Annotated in this window: 24 protein-coding genes and 1 tRNA gene; 9 read left to right on the plus strand and 16 right to left on the minus strand. The window is 67.2% G+C overall.

Going from position 1 to position 24,202, the window contains the following annotated elements; translation table 11 throughout:
- Nucleotides 1-24: 24 nt before the first annotated feature.
- Both trmD and rplS read left to right on the plus strand, forming a co-directional pair.
- Nucleotides 25-750 carry a tRNA (guanosine(37)-N1)-methyltransferase TrmD gene (trmD, locus tag ABIB58_RS13430; protein ID WP_017505018.1) on the plus strand — a complete coding sequence of 242 codons (726 nt, stop codon included), beginning with the start codon at nt 25-27 and terminating at the stop codon, nt 748-750.
- A 1-nt stretch (nt 751) separates the two neighbouring features.
- Entirely contained in the window at nt 752-1,174 is a 423-nt protein-coding gene (gene rplS, locus ABIB58_RS13435; RefSeq protein WP_017505017.1) for a 50S ribosomal protein L19, read from the plus strand.
- Between the two features lie 114 nt (nt 1,175-1,288).
- Here the strand turns inward: rplS and ABIB58_RS13440 are convergent, their stop codons facing one another.
- The 11 genes from ABIB58_RS13440 to trmB form a co-directional block, all read right to left on the minus strand.
- The gene (locus ABIB58_RS13440) at nt 1,289-1,774 is read right to left on the minus strand and encodes a PA2169 family four-helix-bundle protein (RefSeq protein WP_354041505.1); all 486 of its coding nucleotides are present in this window, start codon (nt 1,772-1,774) and stop codon (nt 1,289-1,291) included.
- A 73-nt stretch (nt 1,775-1,847) separates the two neighbouring features.
- Nucleotides 1,848-2,645, minus strand: a complete 798-nt coding sequence (locus tag ABIB58_RS13445) for a tryptophan 2,3-dioxygenase (protein WP_354041508.1) — start codon at nt 2,643-2,645, stop codon at nt 1,848-1,850.
- Nucleotides 2,646-2,694: 49 nt separating this feature from the next.
- Nucleotides 2,695-3,225: a CHAP domain-containing protein gene (locus ABIB58_RS13450; protein ID WP_017505014.1), complete on the minus strand. Its 531-nt coding sequence runs from the start codon at nt 3,223-3,225 to the stop codon at nt 2,695-2,697.
- Between the two features lie 36 nt (nt 3,226-3,261).
- The gene (locus ABIB58_RS13455) at nt 3,262-4,416 is read right to left on the minus strand and encodes an acyltransferase family protein (protein WP_354041513.1); all 1,155 of its coding nucleotides are present in this window, start codon (nt 4,414-4,416) and stop codon (nt 3,262-3,264) included.
- A gap of 65 nt (nt 4,417-4,481) precedes the next feature.
- Entirely contained in the window at nt 4,482-5,960 is a 1,479-nt protein-coding gene (locus ABIB58_RS13460) for a carotenoid oxygenase family protein (RefSeq protein ID WP_354041516.1), read from the minus strand.
- 23 nt (nt 5,961-5,983) lie between these two features.
- Entirely contained in the window at nt 5,984-6,421 is a 438-nt protein-coding gene (locus ABIB58_RS13465; protein WP_045811820.1) for a DUF2141 domain-containing protein, read from the minus strand.
- A 242-nt stretch (nt 6,422-6,663) separates the two neighbouring features.
- Nucleotides 6,664-9,684, minus strand: a complete 3,021-nt coding sequence (gene infB / locus ABIB58_RS13470; RefSeq protein ID WP_354041522.1) for a translation initiation factor IF-2 — start codon at nt 9,682-9,684, stop codon at nt 6,664-6,666.
- A 108-nt stretch (nt 9,685-9,792) separates the two neighbouring features.
- On the minus strand, nt 9,793-10,452 hold the full coding sequence (locus ABIB58_RS13475; protein WP_045811818.1) for an RNA-binding protein: 660 nt from the start codon (nt 10,450-10,452) through the stop codon (nt 9,793-9,795).
- 30 nt (nt 10,453-10,482) lie between these two features.
- The gene (gene nusA / locus ABIB58_RS13480) at nt 10,483-12,216 is read right to left on the minus strand and encodes a transcription termination factor NusA (RefSeq protein WP_354041527.1); all 1,734 of its coding nucleotides are present in this window, start codon (nt 12,214-12,216) and stop codon (nt 10,483-10,485) included.
- Complete coding sequence (gene rimP / locus ABIB58_RS13485; protein ID WP_039247144.1) at nt 12,216-12,815, minus strand: ribosome maturation factor RimP; 600 nt, start codon at nt 12,813-12,815, stop codon at nt 12,216-12,218. Before rimP ends, nusA begins: the two co-directional genes overlap by 1 nt.
- A gap of 147 nt (nt 12,816-12,962) precedes the next feature.
- Nucleotides 12,963-13,679, minus strand: coding sequence for a tRNA (guanosine(46)-N7)-methyltransferase TrmB (gene trmB / locus ABIB58_RS13490; RefSeq protein WP_045811816.1), 717 nt, complete (start codon nt 13,677-13,679; stop codon nt 12,963-12,965).
- Between the two features lie 136 nt (nt 13,680-13,815).
- On the opposite strand from trmB, the gene ABIB58_RS13495 reads away from it, so the two are divergent.
- The 4 genes from ABIB58_RS13495 (at nt 13,816) to arfB (ending at nt 17,577) form a co-directional block, all read left to right on the plus strand.
- Nucleotides 13,816-15,294: an amidohydrolase gene (locus tag ABIB58_RS13495; protein WP_354041534.1), complete on the plus strand. Its 1,479-nt coding sequence runs from the start codon at nt 13,816-13,818 to the stop codon at nt 15,292-15,294.
- The gene (locus ABIB58_RS13500) at nt 15,294-16,634 is read left to right on the plus strand and encodes an amidohydrolase family protein (RefSeq protein ID WP_045811814.1); all 1,341 of its coding nucleotides are present in this window, start codon (nt 15,294-15,296) and stop codon (nt 16,632-16,634) included. Before ABIB58_RS13495 ends, ABIB58_RS13500 begins: the two co-directional genes overlap by 1 nt.
- Before the next feature lie 83 nt (nt 16,635-16,717).
- Nucleotides 16,718-17,176, plus strand: coding sequence for a YaiI/YqxD family protein (locus ABIB58_RS13505; protein ID WP_055809473.1), 459 nt, complete (start codon nt 16,718-16,720; stop codon nt 17,174-17,176).
- A complete protein-coding gene (arfB, locus tag ABIB58_RS13510) occupies nt 17,173-17,577 on the plus strand; it encodes an alternative ribosome rescue aminoacyl-tRNA hydrolase ArfB (RefSeq protein ID WP_265150705.1) in 405 nt (134 codons plus the stop codon). Before ABIB58_RS13505 ends, arfB begins: the two co-directional genes overlap by 4 nt.
- Nucleotides 17,578-17,580: 3 nt before the next feature.
- Here arfB and ABIB58_RS13515 read toward each other — a convergent pair whose 3' ends face one another.
- From ABIB58_RS13515 to ABIB58_RS13530, 4 genes are read right to left on the minus strand one after another with little or no spacing between them, the layout of a single operon-like run.
- Complete coding sequence (locus ABIB58_RS13515; RefSeq protein WP_265150704.1) at nt 17,581-18,054, minus strand: hypothetical protein; 474 nt, start codon at nt 18,052-18,054, stop codon at nt 17,581-17,583.
- A gap of 14 nt (nt 18,055-18,068) precedes the next feature.
- The gene (gene ubiB / locus ABIB58_RS13520; RefSeq protein ID WP_265150703.1) at nt 18,069-19,649 is read right to left on the minus strand and encodes a 2-polyprenylphenol 6-hydroxylase; all 1,581 of its coding nucleotides are present in this window, start codon (nt 19,647-19,649) and stop codon (nt 18,069-18,071) included.
- The gene (locus tag ABIB58_RS13525; RefSeq protein WP_265150702.1) at nt 19,637-20,425 is read right to left on the minus strand and encodes a class I SAM-dependent methyltransferase; all 789 of its coding nucleotides are present in this window, start codon (nt 20,423-20,425) and stop codon (nt 19,637-19,639) included. The genes ubiB and ABIB58_RS13525 overlap by 13 nt, the downstream gene beginning before the upstream one ends.
- 51 nt (nt 20,426-20,476) lie before the next feature.
- The gene (locus ABIB58_RS13530; protein WP_354041544.1) at nt 20,477-21,178 is read right to left on the minus strand and encodes a Crp/Fnr family transcriptional regulator; all 702 of its coding nucleotides are present in this window, start codon (nt 21,176-21,178) and stop codon (nt 20,477-20,479) included.
- A gap of 158 nt (nt 21,179-21,336) precedes the next feature.
- On the opposite strand from ABIB58_RS13530, the gene ABIB58_RS13535 reads away from it, so the two are divergent.
- The 3 genes from ABIB58_RS13535 to ABIB58_RS13545 all read left to right on the plus strand — a co-directional run bounded on the left by ABIB58_RS13535 (nt 21,337) and on the right by ABIB58_RS13545 (nt 22,845).
- Nucleotides 21,337-21,642, plus strand: a complete 306-nt coding sequence (locus tag ABIB58_RS13535; protein WP_265150700.1) for a 4a-hydroxytetrahydrobiopterin dehydratase — start codon at nt 21,337-21,339, stop codon at nt 21,640-21,642.
- The gene (locus ABIB58_RS13540; protein WP_265150699.1) at nt 21,639-22,436 is read left to right on the plus strand and encodes an SDR family oxidoreductase; all 798 of its coding nucleotides are present in this window, start codon (nt 21,639-21,641) and stop codon (nt 22,434-22,436) included. Before ABIB58_RS13535 ends, ABIB58_RS13540 begins: the two co-directional genes overlap by 4 nt.
- 332 nt (nt 22,437-22,768) lie before the next feature.
- A tRNA-Arg gene (locus tag ABIB58_RS13545) sits at nt 22,769-22,845 on the plus strand.
- Nucleotides 22,846-22,934: 89 nt separating this feature from the next.
- Here ABIB58_RS13545 and ABIB58_RS13550 read toward each other — a convergent pair.
- On the minus strand, nt 22,935-24,194 hold the full coding sequence (locus ABIB58_RS13550; RefSeq protein WP_293826259.1) for an esterase/lipase family protein: 1,260 nt from the start codon (nt 24,192-24,194) through the stop codon (nt 22,935-22,937).
- Nucleotides 24,195-24,202: the final 8 nt, after the last annotated feature.

A 24,202-nucleotide genomic window follows, 5' to 3' on the forward strand; every position in this document is an offset into this window, starting at 1 on the left:
GCGTTTGGTGTAAGAGCCGCCGCCATGCCGTTCACCGCCACCGTCCTGACCATGTTTCCCGAGGCCTTTCCGGGCCCGCTCGGCGTGTCGCTGATTGGCACGGCCTGGCGCGAGAAGGGCTTGTGGAGCTTGGAGACGGTTGACATTCGCGCCTTTTCCACAGATACGCGCGGCTTCCTGGACGACACCCCTGCGGGTGGCGGCCCGGGAGCTGTGCTGAAGGCGGACGTGGTGGCCCGGGCGGTGGATAGCCTGCCAGGACCCAAGCGGCCGCTTTTGTACATGAGCGCCAGGGGTCGGCCCCTGACCCAGGCGCGCGTCAAAGAATGGGCCAAGGCCGACGGGATCGTCGTGCTGTGCGGTCGTTTCGAGGGGGTGGATCAGCGGGTGCTGGACGCACGCGGGTTCGAGGAGGTCTCGGTCGGAGACGCGGTTCTCGCCGGCGGCGAGGCGGCGGCGATGGTCGCGATCGAGGCGTGCGTAAGACTGATCCCCGGCGTGCTCGGCTCAGGCGACAGCCTGTCGTCCGAAAGCTTCGAGGATGGGCTCCTGGAACACCCGCAGTACACGCGACCGCGGACGTTCGAGGGGCTTGAGATACCCGAGGTGCTGCTGTCGGGCGATCACAAGAAGATCGCGGGATGGCGCGAGGCGCAGCGGGCGACCACTACGCGGGAGCGGCGGCCGGACCTCTGGCAGGCGCATCTCGCCAACTCACAGCTAAAGGGCGCAAAGCCCGAGGAGAAATGACATGAACATCGTTCAACAGCTGGACGCCGAAGAAAAAGCCCGCGTCCTGGGCGAACGCAAAATCCCGGAATTCCAGCCCGGCGACACCCTGCGCGTCAACGTGAAGATCAAGGAAGGCGAGCGCGAGCGCGTTCAGGCCTTCGAAGGCGTCTGCATCGCCCGTGACGGCGGCGGCATCAGCGAAACATTCACGGTCCGCAAGATCTCGTTCGGCGAAGGCGTCGAGCGCCGCTTCCCCATCCTGTCGCCGAACATCGAGTCGATCGAAGTGAAGCGCCGCGGCGTCGTGCGTCGCGCCAAGCTCTATTATCTGCGCGATCGTCGCGGCAAGTCGGCCCGTATCGCCGAGCGCCAGACGGTTCGTCCCGCCAAGGGCGTCGTCGTTCCGGAGACCGGTTCGGCCGCCAAGACCGAAGAAGCCTAGGCCACTTTGTGGTGCGCTAACGCGCTTCGCGCTGCTTGAGCGTGGGCTAGACGATCGAATGACGAAGGCCCCGGCGGTGACGCCGGGGCCTTTTGCAATTCCGTGAGTCCGGGATTACTGCGGGAACAAGGGGTTGGCCGCGTCGCGCTGGCCTTCGAGGCTGTGTTTCAAGGCCTCCATCTGCTCATGCTCGGTCTTCACCGCCGCATAAGCGCGCCGGATCGTCTCGCGCGTGGTGGCGGAAATGCCGGTGTCCTCCAGCGCCTTTTCATATTTGTTGGCGATGACCCCCTCACCCGAGTTGATCGAACCGACGACGGAATCGTCGTTGCGCAGCAGGGCGTGTTTCACATCCAGAAATGCGCGATGCGCCTTGGCCAGGATCGACCCATCGGATTCCGGATCGCCGCCCAGGCCGCGCACGGCGGCCGACAGATCGTCGACGACCTGCTGGCGTTCGCTGCTGCGGCGCTCGAACAGGGTGCGGTAGTGCGGGTCTTGCGTCTGTTCGGCGGCTTCGCGATAGCCGTCCGCGCTGTCCAGCGTCGTTTCGATCAGGCCGTTCAGAACCTTGATGTCGTGGGCGTTGGGGTTGCTCATCTCGTCCATTCCTTCCGCTGTTGCGGTCAAACGGCGAAATGGCCCGGCGCGGCGAAGGTTGCCGCCTGCGACATCAAAGTTTGGTGCGAAGCGACCACAGCTCGGGGAAGCAGCGCTTGGTCAGGGTCGAGGCCAGATAGGCGGCGCCTTCGGTTCCGCCCGTGCCGCGACGCCGACCGATGATGCGTTCGACCGTGACGACATGCTTGTGCCGCCAGGTCAGCAGGGCGTCGTCCAGATCAACCAGCTTCTCGGCCAGCTGATACAGGACCCACCACCGCTCCGTGTCGCGGTAGACCTCCAGCCAGGCCGCCTCGACGGCTTCGGACGGCTGATAGGGCTGGGTCACGTCGCGGTTCAGCACCTCGCCGGGCACCGGCAGACCGGCCTTGGCCAGTTGAGCCAGGGCGTCATCGTAAAGGCTGGGCGCGGCGATGGCGGCCTGAAGCGCGGCCAGGGCCTCGGGGCGGTCTTCGTGGAACTTCAGGAAGCTGGCGTCCTTCAGGCCCAGTATGGCCTCGAAACGTCGGAACTGGTCGCTCTGGAAGCCGGACGATGATCCCAACGACTCTCGGAACCGCAGGTAGTCCGATGGCGTCATCGTCGACAGAATGTCCCAGCTGTGGGTCATCACCGCTTGGATGCGGGAAACGCGCGCCAGGCTCTTGTAGGCCGGGACCAGGTCGCCGGCGCGCACCATCGACTGGGCCAGGGCCGTCTCATGCAGGATCTGCTTGAGCCACAGTTCCTTGGTCTGATGGATGACGACGAACAGCATTTCGTCGTGCTGGTCCGACAGCGGATGCTGGGTCGAAAGCAGGTCGTCCAACGCCAGATAGCCGGCGTAGGTGATGTCGCTGGATTGGGTCATGCCCGCCTATCGCCCGCGATGCCGGGCGGTGCAAGCTTGGCGCCGGCCCTTAATGCTGGCCTTGGGCCGAGACGTTGGCGGCGATCTGACGGCCGGCGTCGAAGGCGTCGCGGGCGCCTTTGTAGATGAAGCCGTAGGTCGGATAGACCGTGGTGCCCAAGTCGTTGATCGGATTGTACCAGACCTTGACCTGCGACCAGTCGTTGGAGGGCGAGACGTCGACGACGGTGACATTCTCTTCGACCTTGCCGCGGCTGCCGCCCCAGTTGGCGTGGGTCACGCGCACCACCCGGTCGGTCAGGATGTCGGAGACGACGGCGACGTGGCCCCGGCTCATGCGGCCCTCGGGACGGAAGACCAGAACCGAGCCGGTTTCCGGGGCCTTGCCGGTGCGGAAGTTGGCGGCGGCCTGACGCCACCAGGTCCAGGCGTCGCCGAAGATGTTGATGCCGGAAAACATGCGCGCGAAGGTCACGCACTGCCAATAGGGCTCATCAGCCTTTGCGGTGGAGGGAACGGCGCCCAGCGCAAAAAAACCGAGGGTCGCCGCAACTGCGGCGGCTTTGAGCCGTTTCAGCATGCTTGGGGTATCCCGACCCGCCTTTGGAAGCGCCCTTTAGGCCACGGGATCACGCCCTGTCGCAAGTTGTTTCGGCATATCGCCGTGCTTCATATTTCCTTCTGAAACCTTGTCGTGACGCTTGGCGCGTTTGTCGGCCATGTCCCTCAGAGCCTTGCGCGCCGGGCGTTCGACCAGATGATAGGAGACGGCCGCAACAACCGGCAGCAGGGCCAGGATCGCCAACCACACGAAAATTTGAAGCTGCTTCTCCGGCGCGTCGAACAGTTTCGCAGCCAGACCGACCGCCAGAAGCTTCCACGGCACACAGACCATATAGACCGAATAACTGATCTCGCCGAGGTAGACGGCCGGCTTTGACGCCAGCCATCCGGCGCGTTCATTAGGCAGCGAGGCCAGCGACAGGATCAGGGCGCCGGCCAGCAGAACCGTGACGCCGTCCCATAGGCCGAGCGCGGCGCTGAGCACCATCAGGCCGAACGAGACGGCGGCGCACAGCCACGGCGCCTTCAACGGCGCGCGGCGATAAACGAGATAGAGGGCGCAGCCCAAGGCGAAGCACGGCACGATCCTAAGCGCGCCCCAGCGGATCGTCGCCTCGGTCAGGGCGAAGCCGGCCAGTTGCTCGAACACGGAATAGAGGATGACGAGGAAGGCCGCAGCCCCGACCACCGCCGCGATCGGCCGATGACGCAGGCGCCAGAAGACGAAGGCGAACAGCGGGAAGCACAGATAGGCGAACCACTCCGCAGAGATGGACCAGGACGGATGGTTCCAGCCCGCGACCGGCGCCAACCCCCAGGCGTGGACCATGAAGAGGTTGGCGGGCAGCGACGCCCAACTCAGCACATTGGCGTCGACGCTCATGCCGGCGAACAGGGCGGCGGCCGCCAGCAGCCCCACGCCGATCAGGGTGGCGATGTGCAGCGGATAAACGCGCGCGATCCGCGCCCACAGGAAGCCGCGATACGAGAACCGCTTCTCGCCCGCTGCCGCCAGATAGACGTGGCTGAGGATGAAGCCGGACAGGACAAAGAACAGCTCGACACCCAGATAGCCCTTGGCGACGAGGCCCGACTGACCCGCGCCCGCCAGGTTTTCCCAGAAGCTGTAGACGGCGACCCACATGGCCGCGCCGAAGCGCAGGGCGGTGATGGGGCGAAGATCGGCGGGCGTCTGGACGGGGGTCATGGTCTCACCTTGGCACGTCAGCCTTTTCGAACCGTGAAGGCCAGCAAGGGTTGTGCCCGACCAAACTATCCCGCCCACACGCCATGGAAGCCGGCCGGCAGGGCCACGTCCGCCTGCCAAGTCGCGACCGGGCCGTCCTCGATCCGCGCCACGTCGAAGACGTGCAGTTCGGTGCGCCCGTCCTTTAGATTGACCGACGGTCCGACCAGCCAGGCGTCCCGTTCCGCCGTCGCGCCGGGCTTGGGCACGAAGACCGCCTCCTCGACCACCTGATGCACGCCGAACTCGAAGGCGTGCGAGCGACCGCTGTCCCAGTCGTGGACCGCCAATCCCGTCGGCAAGGGCCGGCCACGAGACTCGCCGGAGGTATGGGCAGTCAGGCTGCGCTTCAGCCCCGCGCGACGCGGGTCGGCTTTCGGAAACTCGCCCACGACATCGCTGTACGTCATGTCGGCCCGGCCGTCTGGCCGCAGGGTGATCAGCGCCAGTTTCGCCGGATCGCCCGGAACGACCCCATGCCCGTCCACCAGAACCCGCGCGCCATCGACCGCGAAACGAGGATCGCCGCTGGCGGCGACATCGAAGCGGATCGTGCCGTCGCGCTCGGCCCAGGCGTCGCCCAGGTGGAAATGGAAGAAGCCCGGCAGTTCATAGAGGCGGCGCCTGGACAGGTCGTCCTTGTCCAGCACCAGGACCTGCGTCCCCATCTCGGGTCTCCAGGCCAGACCTGCGGTCACCGGCATGGCGTGGGTCGCAAACACCCAAGGCTGGAGCACCAGGATCACGTGCCGGTCGGTGGCGGTGAAGTCGTGCATATAGCTGGCGCGCGGCAGGGGCACGACCTGGGCGTCGCTCAGGCTACGATCCGGGCGCAGGCGCCAGATGACGGCCTGACCGCCCGCCGATCCCACGTTCCAGATCGAACCGTCAGGGGCGTAGCGCGGGTGGGCCTGGAAGGGCATGCCTTTCAGGTCGTCGCGCAGGGTGACGAAGTCGCGCGTCGACAGGTCCGACGCCGACAGGGCCAGGGGCGACCCTGCCTCCCACAGCGCCCAGACCTGATCGCCGGTGACCATGACAGCGGTGTTGGCGGCGTTGGCGTCGTCGTTTGAGCCGATGCGGGCGCGCGCGTCGCCCTTGGTGCCGAAACCCGGCGTAACCACCGCGTCCAGCTCCGTTTCGGTGCGGCGCTTGGGCGTGTCGGCGAATCGCGCCTCCAGCGTCGCCTGGCCGTCCTGGATGCGGAAGGCGCGCATCATGCCGTCGCCGTCGAACCAGTGGGTCGCCGACCCGCCCGGCCGCCGGAACTTGGCCGGCCCGTTGCGATACAGCGCGCCCTGCAATCCCGCCGGCGCCCGACCGTGGATCAGGCGCATCGTCCGGCGCGCGATGTCGCCTTCGACGTCCTGGGTCGCCAGCGCCCAGTCGGCCTTCGTCGCGGCGACGGCGTCCACCGCAGCGGCGGCGCGGACCATTTCAGGCGTAGCCACGGCGGCGGACAGCGCAGCAGCGCCCATCAGGAAAGAACGGCGGGAGGGGGTCATGATCGAACTCCGGCTTTCGTCGCTTACTTCAGGTCGATCGACTGGGTCGTCGCGCCGGCGGCGGCGAACTTGGCGCGGTCCCAAGACGCCGGTCCCATATTGCCGACAGCGTTGTTGGAGAAGGCGAACGGCTCGACCGGCATGCCGAAGGGATTGGTGTTCATCTTGCCGTCGCCGTTCAGGTCGTGGAAGGCGCGCACCGCATAGTCGCCGTCGGGCAGGCCGTCGAAGGTGATGCTGGTCTGGCCGGCGGAGACATCCAGCATGGCGACCTGGGCGGGCTGACCCTCGCCGCCATAGTTGGCCTCGCTGTTGAAGACGGCGACCATGATCTGGCCTTGGGGCGCGGCGCTCGGGAAGGCGACGGTCAGGTCGGCGGCGAAGGCGGGCGCGGCCGGCGCCGCAACGGTAAGGGCGGCGGCGAGAGCGAGAATGGGAGCGATGGCGGCGACGGTCTTCATGACGGCGTGTCCTGTGTCAGGGAGAGGACCGAACGACCGGCCCTCGATGACCAGACCGTGACGCCATCCCCTGCCCTCCGCCACCGCGCTTGCGGCGATGCACGGTCGCCGTTCGCGAATGAACAGGCATGGGCGTTGGCGAAGCGCGAACGCACACCGCCGAGCGCGTCGTGTCCGGCCTGCAAAAGAAAAGGCCCGGAAGCTGAGTTCCGGGCCTTGGCCTTTCGTGCTCGCGACAGGAACTAGTCCAGCGTGCGCTTGATCTCTTCAACCGTGAAGCACTCGATGTAGTCGCCTTCCTTGATGTCCTGGAAGCCCTGGAACTGCATGCCGCACTCCTGGCCCGAAGGCACCTCGTTGACCTCGTCCTTGAAGCGCTTGAGCGTGTTGAGCACGCCCAGTTCCAGCACCACCACGTCGTCGCGGATGATGCGGACGCGCGCGCCCTTGCGAACCACGCCTTCGGTGACGCGGCAGCCCGCGATCTTGCCGATCTTGGAGATGTCGAAGACCTGAAGCACTTGGGCGTTGCCCAGGAAGGTTTCGCGTTGCAGCGGCGCCAGCATGCCCGAAAGCACGCCCTTCATGTCGTCCAGCAGGTCGTAGATGATCGAGTAGTAGCGGATTTCGACCCCTTCGCGCTCGGCCAGATCGCGCGCCTGTTTCGAGGCGCGGACGTTGAAGCCGAGGATCGGCGCGCCGGCCGACTTGGCCAGATTGACGTCGCTCTCGGTGATGCCGCCGGCGCCGGCATAGACGATCCGGGCGCGGACCTCGTCGTTGCCCATCTTCTCCAGCGAGGCGGAGATGGCTTCGCCCGAGCCCTGCACGTCGGCCTTGATGACCACCGGCAGTTCGCTGATCTTCTTGGAGCCCAGCTTGGCCATCATATCGACCAGCGACACCGAGCCGCCCGAGACCTGGGCCTTCTCGCGCTTCACCCGCTGACGGTATTCGGTCAGCTCGCGAGCGCGGGCCTCGGAGTCCACCACGGCGAAGACATCACCCGGCGACGGCGCCTCGTCCAGACCCAGGATCTCGACCGGAACCGACGGACCGGCTTCGGTCAGTTGCTCGTTGCGCTCGTTCAGCAGGGCGCGAACCTTGCCCCACGATCCGCCGGCGACGACGATGTCGCCGCGCTTCAGCGTGCCGCGCTTGACCAGCACGGTGCCGACCGGACCGCGACCCTTGTCCAGCTTGGCCTCGATGACCACGCCCTCGGCCGAACGATCGGCGTTGGCGCGCAGGTCCATGACCTCGGCCTGGATCAGGATGGCTTCCAGCAGGCCGTCGAGGTTCATCCGCTCCTTGGCCGAAACCTCGATGATCTGGGTGTCGCCGCCCAGGCTTTCGGCGATGACTTCGTACTGCAGCAGCTCGTTGACGACCTTCTGCGACGTGGCGCCGGGCTTATCCATCTTGTTGACCGCCACGATCAGGGGTGCGTTGGCCGCCTTGGCGTGTTGGATGGCTTCGATGGTCTGCGGCATGACGCCGTCGTCGGCGGCGACGACCAGGACCACGATGTCGGTCACATTGGCGCCGCGCGCCCGCATGGCCGAGAAGGCGGCGTGGCCCGGGGTGTCCAGGAAGGTGACCTTCTGGTCGTCCGGCAGGCGAACCTGATAGGCGCCGATGTGCTGGGTGATGCCGCCGGCTTCGCCGCCGGCGACGTCGGTCGTGCGCAGGGCGTCGAGCAGCGAGGTCTTGCCGTGGTCGACGTGGCCCATGATGGCCACGACCGGCGCGCGGGTGTCGGAGGCGTCCGCATCGTCGGCCTCGCCCAGGAAGCCGGTTTCGATGTCGGATTCCGAGACGCGCTTGACGGCCATGCCGAACTCTTCGGCCACCAGTTCGGCGGTGTCGGAATCGATCACGTCGTTGATCTTCATCATCAGGCCCTGCTTCATCAGGAACTTGATGATGTCGACGCCGCGCACGGCCATCCGGTTGGACAGCTCCTGCACGGTGATGACGTCGGGAATGACGACTTCGCGCGGACGGTTGGGCGCATCGGTCGAACCGCCTTTGCGCTTTTCCTTCTCGCGTTCGCGGGCGCGGCGGACCGAGGCCAGCGAGCGCATCCGCTCGGCGGCGTCGCCGTCGCCGACCACGGACTGGATGGTCATGCGGCCTTCGCGGCGCTTGGGCTCGCCGCGCGTGCGGCTGACCGCCTTGCCGGCGTCGGAGAAACGCTTCTCGCGATCGTCGTCACGACCGGCCGGACGACCGAAGCCGGCGCCGGGCGCACGGGCCGGACGCAAAACATTGGCCTCGGCCGGCGGGGCGTTCGGGGCGGCGCGACCACCAGGGCCGGTGCGAGGACCGCCAGGACGCGCGGCGCCGGGCGCCGGGCGCGGGTTCAGGGCCGAATAGCGGACGGGCTCGGCGGGCTTGGCGCCTTGCGGACGCTGGCCGCCAGGACCGGAACGGGCGCCCTGCGGACGATCGCCTTGCGGGCGATCGCTCTGCGGACGGTCCGAATAGGCGCGATCGCCGCCGCCCATCGCCTGCTCGCGGGCCGAACGGCCGCCGAAGGCCGGACGCTCGGGCGCAGCGCGTTGGGGGTTGCCGGGCTTGGGCACGCGCTGGCCGAAGTTGACCACCGGGCGAGCCGGAGCGGCCGGACGAGCGGGAGCGGGTGTCGGAGCCGGCGCGGCGGGCGTGGGAGTCGGCGCAGCCGCGACCGGCGCGGCCGGCTTGGGCGCAGGCTTGGCCGGCGCGGCGGGCGCAGCGGCCGTCAGCTTGGCGGCTTCGGCGCGGGCGGCTTCTGCGGCGGCCTTGGCGGCGGCGGCCTCGTCACGGGCGGCCTGGGCGGCGCGCTCGGTGGCGGCGGCCTGCTCGCGGGCGGCGGCGTCTGCAGCGGCCTTGGCGGCGGCTTCGGCTGCGGCCTTGGCGGCGTTCGCCTGGGTGGCCAAGGCGATGGCGCGGCGGCGCGCTTCCTGCTCCTCGGCCGACAGGGCGCCGCCGGCGGGTTGCGACGGACGCGGACCTTGCGGACGCGGCGCCTGAGCGGCCTGTTGAGGACGTGCGACATCGAAGCCCTGCGGGCGTTGCGGCCCGCCGGCGCCGGCGCGGCGCTTGGTCTCGACCACCACCGTCTTGGATCGGCCATGGCTGAAGCTCTGCTTCACGGTGCCGGTCGGCACCGATCCCACAACGCGCGGCTTCAGGCTCAGCGGAGCGCGCGGCCCCGTCTGGGACGGCGTGCCGCCCGTGTTGCCCTGGCCTTGGTTGGTCTTGTCGTTTTCGTCGCTCATCCGGTCGCTTTACTCGGGGCGGAAAGGCCCGCCGTCCTCATCTAATACCCATGAACGACCGTGAGCCCGTCTCCGCCCTTGGAGACAGGCCCTCGGCCGCTAAAATCCTCAACTCGCCCCTGTCGGGGGTTCTCCCGCCGATCCGTCCTCGACACTGGAAACATCCCAGTGAGGGGGGCGAAGCGGCCGAAATCCAGCCAGTCGTTCGACCTCGATGGTCCACCGATCGGCGCGTCCGCCCGCAAGCAGGACGGCGTGTATCGCATTTTCCAGCCCAAGGGCCAAACTCAAATCGTCCGCCGTGAACGCGCCGCAGATCTTGGCGGTCTGATGACGGGCCAGGGCGAGGATCTTTCCGCGCCCGTCGGCCGAGCCATCGGCGGCTTCCAGCACCCAGGCGGCCTTGCCCGCACGCAGGCTCGTCGCGGTTTTTTCGAAGCCGGATATAAGAACGCCTTCGCGCCGGGCAAGACCCAGCTGGTCGAGACAGCGCCTTGCCAGCAGCCGTTCGACGACATCGGCCAGGTCGGCCGGGGCGGTCAATTTGGTCTTGGCCGCGCGAGTGAAGCCGTTCTTCTTGACCGCCGCCTCGACCGAGGCGCGGCTGGCTTCGACCCACAGGCCGCGTCCGGGCAGTTTCCTGCCCAGGTCGGGGACCACCTGGCCATCGGGCCCGGCGACGAAACGGATCAGACGAGATTCGTCCATGACCTCGTGAGAGACGAGGTCCCGGCGTTCCCTATCGATCGTTGCGTCGCGCAAGCTCATATGCGGCCCAAGTTCTCCCCGACGCTCCCATCACGCGTTCGACGGTTCGGCGTCGGACTCTTCGCCCTCGGCCGCGTCGTCTTCGGCAGGCGCGTCGCCGAACACCTGGTCCGGATCGTATTCGCCCTCGGCGTAATCGCCCTCTTCTTCGTAGTCTTCCGGCTCGGGCTGCTGCAGTTCCGAAGCGTCGATCCAGCCGGCGGCGACGCGCGCCTGCAGGATCAGCAGCTCGGCGTCTTCCTGGGCCAGGTTGAAGCTTTCCAGAACGCCGGGGACCTTCACCCGCTCGCCGTTCTTGACCTCATAGCCGCCGCGGATTTCGTCGGTGGCCAGGTCGGCCAGATCCTCGACCGTCTTCACGCCGCCTTCGCCCAGGGCGACGGCCATGGCCAGCGTCACGCCCGGCACCTGAAGCACGCCGTCCTCGACGCCCAGTTCGACGCGCTTGGCGTCCAGCTCGGCGGCCTTCTTATCCAGATATTCGCGGGCGCGGGCCTGAAGCTCTTCGGCGGTCTCTTCGTCGAAGCCTTCGATTTCCGAGACTTCGTAAGCGTCGACATAGGCCAGGTCCTCGACCGTGGCGAAGCCTTCGGTGACCAGCAGCTGGGCGATGACTTCGTCGACGTCCAGGGCTTCCTGGAACAGGCCGGTGCGCTCGGCGAACTCGCGCTGACGACGCTCGGAGTCCTGGCTTTCGGTGATGATGTCGATCTGCCAGCCGGTCAGCTGGCTGGCCAGACGCACGTTCTGGCCGCGACGGCCGATGGCCAGCGACAGCTGCTCGTCCGGCACGACCACTTCGACGCGGCCGGCTTCTTCGTCGAGCACGACCTTGGAGACTTCGGCAGGAGCCAGGGCGTTGACGATGAAGGTCGGCTCGTCCGGATTCCACTGGATGATGTCGATCTTCTCGCCCTGCAGTTCGGCGACGACCGCCTGAACGCGCGAGCCGCGCATACCGACGCAAGCGCCGACGGGGTCGATGGAGCTGTCGTTCGACAGGACGGCCATCTTGGCGCGCGAACCCGAGTCACGGGCGGCGGCGCGAATCTCGATCACGCCGTCATAAACTTCAGGCACTTCCTGGGCGAACAGCTTGGCCATGAAGCCGGGGTGGGCGCGCGACAGCATGACCTGCGGGCCTTTGGCCTCGGGGCGGACGTCGTAGATGTAGGTCCGGATGCGGTCGCCGATATTGAACACTTCGCGCGGGATGGACTGATCGCGGCGCATAACGCCTTCGCCCCGGCCCAGGTCGACGATGGTGTTGCCGTATTCGACGCGCTTGACCGTGCCGTTGACGATCTCGCCGACGCGATCCTTGAACTCTTCGTACTGGTTGGCGCGCTCAGCCTCGCGGACCTTGCCGGTCACGACCTGGCGGGCCATCTGGGTCTGAACGCGACCGAACTCGAACGGCGGCAGGTTCTCGACGTATTCCTTGCCGACCACCGCCTCCGGATCGCGCTTGGAGGCGTCCTTCAGGCGCACCATGGCGCTGTCGTTGAATTCCTCCAGCTCGTCTTCCGGCATCCAGTCGTCCTCGACGATGGTGACGTGACGGGTCAGCGATAGTTCGCCGGTCTTGTGGTCGATCTTGGCGCGGATGTCGTGGTGCGCGCCGTAGCGCGACTTGGCGCCCTTCTGGATCGCTTCTTCGATCGCTTCGATAACGATCTCGCGCTCGATGTTCTTCTCGCGAGCGACGGCGTCGGCGATCTGCAGCAGTTCGAGGCGGTTGGCGGAAATACCGGTGACGGCCATCAGGCGTTGTCCTCAGAAGGGGTCGTGGTGTCGGTTGTCAGGTCGGACGCTTCCCCTTCGGGAAGGCCGTCGTCTTCAGGTTCGCCGCGCGCGGCGCGAATGGCGGCGCCCCGTTTCATCAGGGCGTCGGTCAGGACCAGCTTCGCGTCGGCCAACCAGTCGAAGGGGATTAGGGCGGTGTCGTCCTCACCGTCCAGGTCGATCAGGACGTTGCCGTCCTCATAGCCGGCCAGCACGCCCTTGAACCGCTTGCGGCCCTCGATCATCCGGTCGGTTTCCAGACGCGCCTCCTCGCCCTCGAACAGGTCGAAGTCGATGGGACGGGTCAGGGGCCGGTCGATGCCGGGCGACGAAACCTCCAGCATATATTCGCCGGGGATGGGGTCGGCGGCGTCGAACACTTCCGACACCGCGCGGCTCAACTTGGCGCATTGTTCGACCGAGATGTCGTGATCGGACGGCCGCTCAGCCATGATCTGGAGGCGCTGACGCTTGGAGCCGGTCATCAGACGAACGCGCACGACATCCAGGCCCAATGACTCCGCGATGGGGTCGATCAGGTCCAGCAGTTGGCGATCCTGGGCGGTTCTTGCGCGCAAGCGACGACTATCCAAAACAAAAGCGGCGGTCCGTCCGGGCCGCCGCTGGGAACGACGCCGTTGGACGCCGGTCTAACGATGTGGGGGCCATATAGGCCCTTCACATCCGCTTGTCAGCCTTTTTCGGTCCACGCCGCGTCTGCCGCCTCACGCTAGGCGGCGGAACTCCAGAAACACAGGCGTCGTGTCGCCCAGCTTCTTTTCTTCGTAACGGGTGACGACGTGGTCTGCCGGTGGAACGAACCAGTCCTGATCGGCCGGACCCATTCGCTCCAGACCCGGCGTGCGGTTCAGCCGCTCCAACGCCCATTCGGCGTAGTCCAGCCAGTCAGTGACGAAGCGCAGGGTCCCGCCGGGCTTCAGAATGCGCGCGAAGGCCTGGGCCGTCTCGTCCTGCAGCAGGCGGCGCTTGTTATGGCGCGCCTTGTGCCAGGGGTCGGGGAACAGGATCAGAACCCGGTCGATCGAGGCGTCCGGCAGGGCGTCGACCAGGTCGCGGGCGTCGTCAGCGTGGATGCGGACGTTCTTCAGTCCGCCCTCTTCGACATGGCGCAGAGCCGAGGCGACGCCGTTCAGGAAGGGCTCGCAGCCGATCACCAGGGCGTCGGGCCGCGTCGCCGCCTGGGCGGCCATATGCTCGCCGCCGCCGAAGCCGATCTCCAGCCAGACCTCGGTCGCCTCGGGCATCATCGTCCTGGGGTCCAGCGGCCCGGCCTTGGGATCGGGCACGACGATCTCGGGCAGCAGGGTTTCCATCAGCGCCGCCTGGCGGGGCTTGATGGGGCGGGCCTTGATGCGGCCGAACGATCGCAGCGGGCGGTCGAGATGCGGGTTTTCGTCCTCAGGACGGTCATCGGCGTTCATGCGCCTGCCGTTAGCCGTCGCGGGCCAAGGCGTCCAGAAGACGAACGCCGAAACCTTTTGACGGTCGCGGCCGAACGCCCTTCTATGCCTGTCACAAGCGGCGTCGGGGCTGACGCATCGCGGGAGAGGGATTTCGATGATCGGACATCATCTGCGGGGCGCCAGCCTCGCGGCCATTACATGCGCCGTGCTGGGCCTGTCGGCCTGCGCCACCACCGGCTCGACCCCTGACGATACGGCCGCGAAACCGTCGAGGGACCGGACCTTGGCCGCCGGCCTGGATCCCGCGAAGACGCTGGATCCCTATCCCTCCACCTATCAGCCCCTGCCGCGCGAGAACTTCGCCGTGGTCGGCGCCACCGTCCTGACCGGCACGGATCGCAAGATCGAAAACGGCGTGGTCGTGGTTACGGACGGAAAGATCGCCGCCGTCGGCGACGCCTCGACCCCCGTCCCGGCCGGCTATCGCGTCGTCGAGGCGCGCGGCCGCTATGTCACCCCCGGCGTCATCGACGTGCACAGCCACCTGGGCGTCTATCCGTCGCCCGGCGTCAGCGGCATGAGCGACGGCAACGAGGCGACCAGCCCGAACATCGCCCAGGTCTGGGCCGAACATTCGCTGTGGCCCCAGGACCCCGGTTTCAACACCGCCCGCGCCGGCGGCGTGACCACGCTTCACATCCTGCCCGGCTCGGCCAATCTGTTCGGCGGCAGGGGCGTCACGATCCGCAACGTGCCCTCGATCACCATGCAGGGCCTAAAGTTCCCGGCCGCCCCCTATACGGTCAAGATGGCCTGCGGCGAGAACCCGTCGCGCGTCTATGGCGGGCGCAACCAGAGCCCGGCGACGGGCATGGGCAATATGGCCGGCTATCGCGCCGCCTTCATCGCCGCGCGCGACTACAAGGCCAAATGGGACAAGTGGCGCGAGGACGGCGAAGGCGCCGCCCCGACTCGCAACCTGCAGAACGAAACCCTGATGGGCGTGCTGGACGGGTCGATCCTGATCCAGAACCACTGCTACCGCGCCGACGAGATGGCGCTGATGATGGATATGGCCAAGGAGTTCGGCTACCGCATCACGACCTTCCACCACGCGACCGAGGCCTACAAACTGGCGCCGCAACTGGCCGCCAACGGCATCTGCGCGGCCATGTGGACCGGCTGGTGGGGCTTCAAGATGGAGGCCCTTGACGCCATCGAGGAGAACGCCGCCCTGGTGGACGCCCAGCAGGGATCGTGCGCCGTCATCCACTCCGACGACGCCGAACTGACCCAGCGGTTGAACCAGGAAGCGGCCGCCGCCCTGTCGGCCGGTCGCCGCGCCGGGCTGAACATTTCCGAAGAACACGCCATCGGCTGGATCACCTCCAACGCCGCCAAGGCCATCGGCATCGCCGACCAGACTGGGTCGTTGGAGCCCGGCAAGCGCGCCGACGTGGTGATCTGGAGCGCCGATCCCTTCTCGATCTACGCCCGCGCCGATCAGGTCTTCATCGACGGCGCCCTGACCTTTGATCGCAGCAACCCCGCCTATCAGCCGACCAGCGACTTCGAACTGGGTCAGCCGGGCTATGGCCTGACCGCCGCCAACGTCACGGAAGGAGCCCGCTGATGCGCCTGTCTCACATCCTCGCGGGCGCCGCCGCGGCCTTGTCTCTCGCCGTTCCTGCGATGGCGCAAGAAACCGTCGCCATTGTCGGCGGGCGCATCCTGACCGGCGACTCCGTCATCGAAAACGGCACGGTCGTGATGCGCGACGGCAAGATCGTCTCGGTGGGCTCAGGCGGCGCGCCGCCCGGCGCCCGCGTCGTCGACGCGGCGGGCAAGACGGTCGCGCCCGGTTTCGTCGCCGTGGATTCCGGCCTGGCCGGGACAGAGGTCAGTTCGGTCAGCGGCACCAACGAACTGCGCAACAGCGCCAATACGCTCAGCGCCGCCTTCGACATCTCGTACGGCCTGGACCCCTGGTCCTTCACCCTGCCGGTCGCGCGGTTGGGCGGCATCACCCGCGCCATCGTCGTGCCACAGCACCCCGGCTCGTCCGGCGGCCACGTCCATGAGGACGAGACGGCCGGCGCCGGCGATGGCGGCTATCAGACGCCGGGCCTGTTCGCAGGTCAGGCGGCGATCATCAACCTCGGCCAGGGCTCGAATATTCTGGTCAAGCCGCGCGTGGCCATGGTCGCCCCCTTCGGTGAAGCGGGCGCCGGCATCGCCGGCGGGGCGCGCGGGGCGCAGTTCGTGCTGTTCAAGGAGACGCTGTCGGAGGTCCGCCTCTATGCCCGCAACAAGTCGGCCTATGAGCGGGCGGGCCTACGTGACCTCAGCCTGTCGCGCGCCGATCTTGAGGCCTTAATTCCCGTCGCCAACGGTACGATGCCGCTGATCGTGACCGTCCACCGCGCCTCGGACATTCAGCAGGTGCTGCGCCTGGCGCGCGAAGAAGGGATCAAGCTGATTCTGGACGGCGCCGAGGAGGGCTGGCTGGTCGCCGGAGACATCGCCGCGGCCGGCGTGCCGGTGCTGCTGAACCCCATCTCCAACCTGCCCAGCGATTTCGAGATGCGGGCGGCGCGGGCCGAGAATGCGGCGGCCCTGAATGCGGCGGGTGTCTTGATCGCCATCAAGGGCAATGAGGGTTCGACCCACCGCGCCCGCGAGGCCCGTTACAACGCCGGCAACGCCGTGTCGCACGGCCTGCCCTACGGCGCCGCCATCGCCGCCCTGACGGTCAATCCGGCCAGGATCTTCGGCATGGCCGGTCAGTTCGGCCAGATCGCGCCGGGCGCAGCGGGTGACGTGGTGGTCTGGTCCGGCGATCCGCTGGAGCCGCTCAGCCAACCGTCGGCCGTCTTCGTCGATGGCGTCGAACAGCCCCTGACCAGCCGCCCGCTGATGCTGCGCGACCGCTATCGCCAGCAGACGCCGATGCCGCCGGCCTATCGCAACTAAGGACCGCTTTGGTCTGAAGGCAAAGGGCGGGGCCGGACGGTCCCGCCCTTTTTCATTGGCCGCGTCCGCGCTAGGTCAGGCCCATGCCCACCGTACTTTACATCGACGCCGACGCCTGCCCCGTGAAGGAAGAGGTGTATCGCGTCGCCCGCCGCTATGGGCTGAAGACCTATGTCGTCTCCAACACCTGGATGCAGGTTCCGCGTGAGCCGCTGATCGAACAGGTGGTGGTGGACGCCGGCCCCGACATCGCCGACGACTGGATCGCTGAGCGGGCGGGCGTGGGCGACGTGGTCATCACCGCCGATATCCCCTTGGCGGACCGGTGTCTGAAGTCGGGCGCCCAGGCGCTGAAGTCGAACGGACAGCCCTTCACCCCGGACTCCATCGGCTCGGCCCTGGCGGGACGAATGGTGGGCGAGCATCTGCGGTCGATGGGTGTGGCGACCTCCGGCCCTCCGCCGTTCTCGGCCGCCGATCGTTCGCGTTTCTTGCAGGCCTTGGATCAGGCTGTGGTCAAGGCGCGCAAGGCGGCGACATGACCACCGTCATCCCCGAGGACGAACTGGAGTTTCACTTCTACCGCGCGGGCGGTCCGGGCGGGCAGAACGTCAACAAGGTGTCGACCGCCGTTCAGATGCGGTTCGATGTGAAGAACTCGCCGTCGCTGACCGATCCGGTCAAGGCGCGGCTGATGAAGCTGGCCGGCAGTCGGTTGACGCTGGAAGGCGTGATCCTGATCACCGCCGTTCGTCATCGCACCCAGGAGCGCAATCGCGCCGACGCCATCGACCGGCTTCAGACCATGGTTGACGAGGCCTCGATCCGCCCCGTCTATCGCGTGCCGACCCGGCCGACCAAGGCGTCGAACGAACGTCGCCTCAAGGCAAAGACGACCCGCGCCTCGATCAAGTCGGGGCGCGGCAGGCCGTCGCTGGACTGACGATCAGCTCTGAGCCGGGCGGAACAGCAGGGCGGCGATCTTGTCCTCGGCGTCGAAGCCGATCAGCCATTCGGTGACCTGATTGTCGAAGGTGACCTTGAACATCTGGGCCTCGCCTTCCTGCTTGACGTATTCGACCGTCTTCACGGCGCCGAAGCCCTTGATCAGCGGGACCACCTGGGCCTCCTGCTGACGGATCTGGGTTCCGAGACCCGTCGTGAAATCCGAATAGTCAAAGCCCGTCCCTTGGGCGCCGGCGATCACGGCGCGCAAGGCCTCTTCCGAACGTGCGATGTCGGGAGCCTGGGCGGCGGACGCCGTTGCGGGCGCAGCGGCGGGGCGCGCTTGAGGCGCTGCGGTTTGAGCCGGGCGGTCGAAGGCGTTCGGCACGGCGCCGGCGGCGGCCTGAGCCGAGGCGGGCAAGGGCGCCAGCAGCACGGCGGCGGCGATAGCGGTCTTCATCAGGGTCGGCTTCATAGCGAAGGCTCCGGTCAGGTCAGATAGGGCCAGAGCGAAAGGCCCAGGGCCGCCAGGGCCGCGATGACCGCGACCGTGACTGAAGCCGCCACCCAAGCCGGAGTTCCCGACTTTTCGATGACCACGGCCGCCGGGCGCGGCGGCTCCTGAACCAGGCGCGAGATGGCGCGGGCGGCGGCGATCATTTCGTTGATCGCATCACGCGCCTGGGCCTGCGGTCCCAGCTCGCGGCGGATCCAGCGTTCGACCACCGGCTGGGCGGCCTTCCACAGATCGTGATCGGGCTGCAGCCGGCGCGCCACCCCCTCGACCGAGACCATGGTCTTTTGCAGCAGGATCAGTTCGGGCCGCAGCCGCATGTCGAACAGGGCGGTGATCTCGAACAGCTGGCCCAGCAGACGGCCCATCGACACCTGGCTGGCGGCACGGCCGATCACCGGTTCGCCGACCGCGCGCAGGGCCTGGGCGAAGGTCTCCACCGAGTGGTGCGGCGGGACGTAGCCGGCCTCGAAATGCACGCGCGAAATCCGGTCGTAGTCGCGGCTGATGAAGCCCCACAGAATCTCCGCCAGATAGCGCCGCTCCGCCGGTCCCAAGCGTCCGACGATGCCGAAGTCGATGGCGGTCAGATGCGCCGGCGCGCTGGCGAACAGATTACCCTCGTGCAGATCGGCGTGAAACACCCCGTGGTCCAATGCCTGAACCAGGAAGGCGCGCACGACATTGTCGGCCAGCTGATCGGTGTCGATGCCCGGGAGGTCCAGCAGCGCCGGATCGGTCATGGGGACGCCCTGCGCCCACTCCAGCGTCAGCACGCGCTTGCCGACGCCGTCCCAGATCACGGCCGGGGCCGACATATATCCGTCCTTGGCCAGCACCTCGGCCATCTCGCTGGCGGCGGCCGCCTCCAGCCGCATGTCCAGCTCCAGATCCAGCGAGTTGGCGATGGTCTCGACAAAGGCGGACGGCTCCAGCCGCCGCGCCATCGGCACGAGCCGCCAGACGAGCCGCGCGGCCAGCCGCATTGAATCCAGGCCATTGGCGACCCGCCGCTCGACCCCCGGCCGCAGCACCTTGACCGCGACGGCCCGCCCGTCGGCCAGGGTCGCGCGGTGCGCCTGGGCCAGGGAGGCGGCGGCGACCGGCGGGCTAAGGTCGATGAAGAGGCTTTCGGCCGGCCGACCCAGCGATTTCTCGATCTCGCGACGCGCCTCTTCCAGAGAGAACGGCGGCAGAGCGTCCTTCAACCGGCCAAGATCGCGCGCGAATTCCAGCCCGAAGATATCGGCGCGCGTCGCCAGGACCTGACCCAGTTTGATCGCCACGGGGCCCAGATGTTCGAATGCCTTGCCCAGCCTCTGGCCCGGCCGCCCCTGACGCCCGGCCCGACCTGAGAACAGTTGCACGAACCGGGCGAACGGCCGCGTCCAGGCCGGCAGCAGATAGGTCACCTCGCGCGGGATCAGGGCGTCATGACGCGCCAGGACCCACAGCCAGCCCAGCAGGCGCAGGAAGGACGCAACCGGGTTCTGGACCGCGACCGTCGCGGGCGGCGGCGGGGCCGTGCGATAGATCCGGCTGGTCAGATCGCCCACCCATGATGAATGGCGGCGATCCCGCCCGACAGGTTGGTGACGGACACGCGGCGGAAGCCGGCGTCCTCGATCATGCCCTTGAACGTATTCTGATCGGGGAAGCGACGGATGCTCTCGACCAGATACTGATAGCTGTCGCGATCCTTGGCGACCCAGCCGCCGATGCGCGGAATGGCGTGGAAGGACCAGGCGTCATAGACCTTGCGGATCGGCATGGTGGTGGGGCGCGAAAACTCCAGGCACAGGAACCGACCGCCCGGCTTCAGCACCCGGCGCGCCTCGGCCAGAGCCTTGTCGATGTGGGCCACATTGCGGATGCCGAAACTGATCGAATAGGCGTCGACCGAGGCGTCCGGCAGCGGCAGGTTCATCGCATCCCCGACCGACCAGCTCATCTCCGGTTCGCCGCCTTTTTGGACGCCCGCCAGGATCATCTCGGCGTTGTAGTCCAGCACGATGACATTGGCGTCCTCGCCCCCGCGCCGCTCCTGGGCTGCGCGCGCCATCTTGGAATAGCGCCGCGCCATGTCGCCGGTGCCGCCCGCGACGTCCAGAATGGTCTCGCCCGGACGCGGGTTCAGCTTGGCGGCGGCGATGTCCTTCCAGATGCGGTGGACGCCCACGCTCATCAGGTCGTTCATCACATCGTAGTTGGAGGCGACGGAATCGAAGACCCCGCGCACCATCTTGACCTTCTCGCGCGCATCCACGTCGCGAAAGCCGAAGGAGGAACGATCACCCGACGAATGCGGGCCGTGGGAAGAGGCGTCGGTCATAGTCGTCGTCTAGCGCGTCGCAGCGCCCCCGTCATCCGATCAGACACCCGATCAGGCCGCTTCGGGCTGCGGCAGCTTCAAATCCCTCATCACGTCGCGCATCAGGCCATAACAGCCGCACGACGCCGCCTCCAGGCCGTCGCGATCCAGCACCTTGACCCAACCCCGCCCCCGCTGGATCAACGACTTGCGCTCCAGCACCGTGCCGACCTCCGACACCGTGGCGCGACGCACGCCCAGCATGCCGGCGATATCGGCCTGGGTCAGGTCGATCCGATCATCCTCGGCCCGGTCGTGAAGCATCAACAGCCAACGGGCCAACCGTTCGTCTAGCCGATGCTGGGCGTTGCAGGCGGCCGCTTGCTGCACCTGCGCCATCAAGCCTTCGGTGAAGCGCGACAGAGCCGTTCGCAGCGTCTCGCTGTCTTCCAGCGCCTCGCCGAACACCTCGGCCGAGCAATGGGCTGCGATCCCGTCGCGTTGGGAAATGGCGCGGCTGGCCGCGCGCGCATTGAAGGGTCCGCAGGTCACGCCGATCAGGCCTTCGCGCCCGATGGCCGCCGTCTCCACCATCTTGTCATCCGGCAGGATGGTCATCAGCGACACCACGCCCTTGATCGGAAACCAGACCTGATCGACCGCCTCGCCGGCGTCATAAAGCATCTGGCCGCGTGTGATCTCGCGCTCTTTCAAATGCGGTTCGATCCGCTTGTGGTCGGCCGCATCCAGGGCGGCGATCCAGAGATTTTCCATCCTAACCCCGCTGGCGACCGATGACGCCGAAGAGCGACGATCATTGCTCGATCAATGCACAAGCTTGACCATGGGTTCCCTGGACGAAATCCGTACGGCTTCGCCGCTTGCCGCCACCCATCAGGCGCCCTACGCAAAATGGAAAAAGAGGAAACGCGATGACCGACACACGGCTTGACGTAGCGGAAACGCTGAAGGATTTGCCCGCCTGGCGCGCGCATGACGGCGATCGCCCGGCCATCACGCGGACGCTGAAGTTCGCGGATTTCAACGCCGCCTTCGGCTTCATGACCCGCGTCGCCCTGATGGCCGACAAGATGGACCACCATCCCGAATGGTCGAATGTCTACCACCGCGTCGAAATCCTGCTTACCACACACGACGCCGATGGCGTGACGGACAAGGACGTGACCCTCGCCCGCTTCATTGATGCCGCCGCCGCCGGCATGGGGGTGAAGTCGTGAGCGGCGCCGCGCGTTCCGGCCGTGTCGCCGGCAAGACGGCCCTGATCACCGGCGCAGCCGGCGGTCTGGGTGAAGCCATGGCCTTCATGCTGGCCCGCGAAGGCGCCCGCGTCGCCGTCACCGACATCGACGCCGCTCGCGCCCGGACCCTGGCGAGCCGGATCAATGCGGAAATCCCGGACGCCGCCTTCGCCTATTCCCACGACGTGGCGAGCGAGGCTGAATGGGAAGGCGTGATCGCCGCCGCCGTGGCCGATCTCGGCGGTCTGTCGGTGTTGGTCAACAACGCCGGCGTCGGCGGCCCGCTGGCCTTCGTCGAACAGGACACGGTCGAGAACTGGCAGCGTCAGTACGAGATCAACCTGCGTTCCATCATGCTGGGCGCCAAACACGCCATGTCGCATCTGCGCGCCTCAGCTCCGGCCTCGATCATCAACATCTCCTCGATCGCAGGGCTCGCGGCGGCCCCCGGCATGGGCGCCTATAACGCCACCAAGGCGGCGGTCTGGATGTACACCAAGACCCTGGCGCTTGAGGCCGCCAAGGCCGAATGGAACGTGCGCTGCAACTCGGTCCACCCCGTCTTCATCAAGACGCCGATCCTGGATCCCTTCATCGCCATGGCCGGCGGGGACGAGGACAAGGCGCACGAGCGTCTCGCGCGCGGCATCCCCCTGAAGCGGATCGGCGAACCCGACGACGTCGCCTATTGCGTCCTCTATCTGGCGTCCGACGAATCCAAGTTCGTCACGGGATCCGAGTTCAAGATCGACGGCGGCATGACGGCGCAATAGGGCGCGAGCGCACTATCGCTTTGCCTTTGGGCCTATCGCGCTTCGCGCTGCTTGAGGCCGTTGTACGCAGTGGTCGGCGCCGTCATCATGCTTGCATCGCGCATTCGGGATTGAGGCCGCTTGCGCCATGCTGTAAGCGGCCTGTTCCGGCGTCGCGCCGGCCGACGCACCCGTAGCTCAGCTGGATAGAGTGCTGCCCTCCGAAGGCTGAAGTCAAGGGCTGCTGGTTTGTGAGAGACGTAGAAAAGGAGTTTGTTTACAAAGGTTTGCGGGAGTTACCGTTGAGGCTTCCACCCTACAGGTTTTCCGCGTAAGCACTGCGTAAGCAACAGGCACCCATAGCTCAGCTGGATAGAGCGCTACCCTCCGAAGGTAGAGGTCTCAGGTTCGAATCCTGATGGGTGCGCCATTTCTTCTTTCGCTAGCCCTTGGATGGCCCAGAAAAAAAGAACCGCCCCGCATCGCGGGACGGTCCAAGTCGCGCGGAGCCCGACGGGTTCAGGTCGCCGCGAGCCAGGAGGCGACCTGCGAGATCGCGGTGGGCTCCCAACCCAGTTCCAGGTGGTTGACGGCGATCGTCGCACTGCCGCCGTGGGTGGTGACGCCGACGATGTCGCGGCAGCTCTGGATGAAGACGACCCCGTCCGATGGGCCGGTATGCTCGTTGTGCAGCAGGGTGATGTCGTTCTGGTTTCCGCACAGATTGTGGACCCTGACCCCGGACGGCGACGGCGCGTTGCGGATCACATTGACCAGCGAGCGGCTCAGATAGGCGTCGATCCCCGGCCCGCTGCTGTAATAGCCCTGCCCACCGTGGAAGGTGGTGTACCAGTCCTGCTCGTAGGTCGGCAGGGAGTAGGTCGCGTCCCATCGCTTCAGCAGCTGGGCCGAGCCGGGAAAATAGGGCGAGGAATAGGTCCACTCCGCCCCCTCGCGATTGATGCCGTAGCAGACCAGATGGTCGTGCGGCGTCGGGCCGTTGATGACCCCACCGCACTCCGGATAGACCACCAGGCTGAAGGTCCATCCGTGCCGGAACGACAGGTCGATGCCGTTGTTGGCCGAGCCCAGAAGCACCAGCCGACGCACGTCGCCGCGATAGGCGGTGCCCCAGCTCTTGCGGACGTTGGAGACGTACATCCGGGCGTTCGACGCGGCCTTGGACCAGGCGACGACATCGACCTGGGTGGCTCCGGTGCGGCTTTTGACGATGGCGACGGCGTCCGCGATCTGCTCCGACCAGAAATAGCCGTCGCCGTTCTTGTGCGGCAGGTTGACGGCGAAGACCTTGTACCCAGCCCCCGACAGCGACTGCATCATGCCGGTGGACGGACAGGAGGATCGACCGCAGCCATAGGAGCCCGCCTCGTTCGGATCGGCCCAGGCGATGTCGGCGTCCTGATTGGCCCCGTGGACCAGCAAGACCGGGACAGGTCGGGTCCCGATGTTCCAACCCGGCGCATAGTACATCAGGAATTTCGACGAATGGGGCGAAGCGTCGGCGAAGAAGGTCGCGCGCTGGCCGGTCTGATCGCCCCGTCCGTCGGGCGGAAAGGCCTCCTGGGTGAAGGCCGTGCTGGTGTCGCGCCAGCGTTCCACCCGCACCCAGCCGTTCTGAATACCGCTCGAGTAGGTCGCCTCCAGCGTGGTCGGCCCGGCCTCGGCCGGGGCGTGCATCAGCCCGATCATCCCCCAACCCATCGCCAGGGCGGCGAGCCATCGCCGCGCCCTCGTTTTCCGTCCGCGTGCCTCGATCATGCGCATCA

This window comes from Brevundimonas sp. UYEF29 (genome assembly GCF_040546195.1).
GTDB classification, from domain to species: domain Bacteria; phylum Pseudomonadota; class Alphaproteobacteria; order Caulobacterales; family Caulobacteraceae; genus Brevundimonas; species Brevundimonas huaxiensis.

What these genes read in the sequence shown, in the direction of transcription:
- trmD (WP_017505018.1), top strand. Translation starts at nt 25, where the DNA reads ATGCCGTTCACCGCCACCGTCCTGACCATGTTTCCCGAGGCCTTTCCG.
- rplS (WP_017505017.1), top strand. Translation starts at nt 752, where the DNA reads ATGAACATCGTTCAACAGCTGGACGCCGAAGAAAAAGCCCGCGTCCTG.
- ABIB58_RS13440 (WP_354041505.1), bottom strand. Translation starts at nt 1,774, where the DNA reads ATGAGCAACCCCAACGCCCACGACATCAAGGTTCTGAACGGCCTGATC.
- ABIB58_RS13445 (WP_354041508.1), bottom strand. Translation starts at nt 2,645, where the DNA reads ATGACCCAATCCAGCGACATCACCTACGCCGGCTATCTGGCGTTGGAC.
- ABIB58_RS13450 (WP_017505014.1), bottom strand. Translation starts at nt 3,225, where the DNA reads ATGCTGAAACGGCTCAAAGCCGCCGCAGTTGCGGCGACCCTCGGTTTT.
- ABIB58_RS13455 (WP_354041513.1), bottom strand. Translation starts at nt 4,416, where the DNA reads ATGACCCCCGTCCAGACGCCCGCCGATCTTCGCCCCATCACCGCCCTG.
- ABIB58_RS13460 (WP_354041516.1), bottom strand. Translation starts at nt 5,960, where the DNA reads ATGACCCCCTCCCGCCGTTCTTTCCTGATGGGCGCTGCTGCGCTGTCC.
- ABIB58_RS13465 (WP_045811820.1), bottom strand. Translation starts at nt 6,421, where the DNA reads ATGAAGACCGTCGCCGCCATCGCTCCCATTCTCGCTCTCGCCGCCGCC.
- infB (WP_354041522.1), bottom strand. Translation starts at nt 9,684, where the DNA reads ATGAGCGACGAAAACGACAAGACCAACCAAGGCCAGGGCAACACGGGC.
- ABIB58_RS13475 (WP_045811818.1), bottom strand. Translation starts at nt 10,452, where the DNA reads ATGAGCTTGCGCGACGCAACGATCGATAGGGAACGCCGGGACCTCGTC.
- nusA (WP_354041527.1), bottom strand. Translation starts at nt 12,216, where the DNA reads ATGGCCGTCACCGGTATTTCCGCCAACCGCCTCGAACTGCTGCAGATC.
- trmB (WP_045811816.1), bottom strand. Translation starts at nt 13,679, where the DNA reads ATGAACGCCGATGACCGTCCTGAGGACGAAAACCCGCATCTCGACCGC.
- ABIB58_RS13495 (WP_354041534.1), top strand. Translation starts at nt 13,816, where the DNA reads ATGATCGGACATCATCTGCGGGGCGCCAGCCTCGCGGCCATTACATGC.
- ABIB58_RS13500 (WP_045811814.1), top strand. Translation starts at nt 15,294, where the DNA reads ATGCGCCTGTCTCACATCCTCGCGGGCGCCGCCGCGGCCTTGTCTCTC.
- ABIB58_RS13505 (WP_055809473.1), top strand. Translation starts at nt 16,718, where the DNA reads ATGCCCACCGTACTTTACATCGACGCCGACGCCTGCCCCGTGAAGGAA.
- arfB (WP_265150705.1), top strand. Translation starts at nt 17,173, where the DNA reads ATGACCACCGTCATCCCCGAGGACGAACTGGAGTTTCACTTCTACCGC.
- ABIB58_RS13515 (WP_265150704.1), bottom strand. Translation starts at nt 18,054, where the DNA reads ATGAAGCCGACCCTGATGAAGACCGCTATCGCCGCCGCCGTGCTGCTG.
- ABIB58_RS13525 (WP_265150702.1), bottom strand. Translation starts at nt 20,425, where the DNA reads ATGACCGACGCCTCTTCCCACGGCCCGCATTCGTCGGGTGATCGTTCC.
- ABIB58_RS13530 (WP_354041544.1), bottom strand. Translation starts at nt 21,178, where the DNA reads ATGGAAAATCTCTGGATCGCCGCCCTGGATGCGGCCGACCACAAGCGG.
- ABIB58_RS13535 (WP_265150700.1), top strand. Translation starts at nt 21,337, where the DNA reads ATGACCGACACACGGCTTGACGTAGCGGAAACGCTGAAGGATTTGCCC.
- ABIB58_RS13550 (WP_293826259.1), bottom strand. Translation starts at nt 24,194, where the DNA reads ATGATCGAGGCACGCGGACGGAAAACGAGGGCGCGGCGATGGCTCGCC.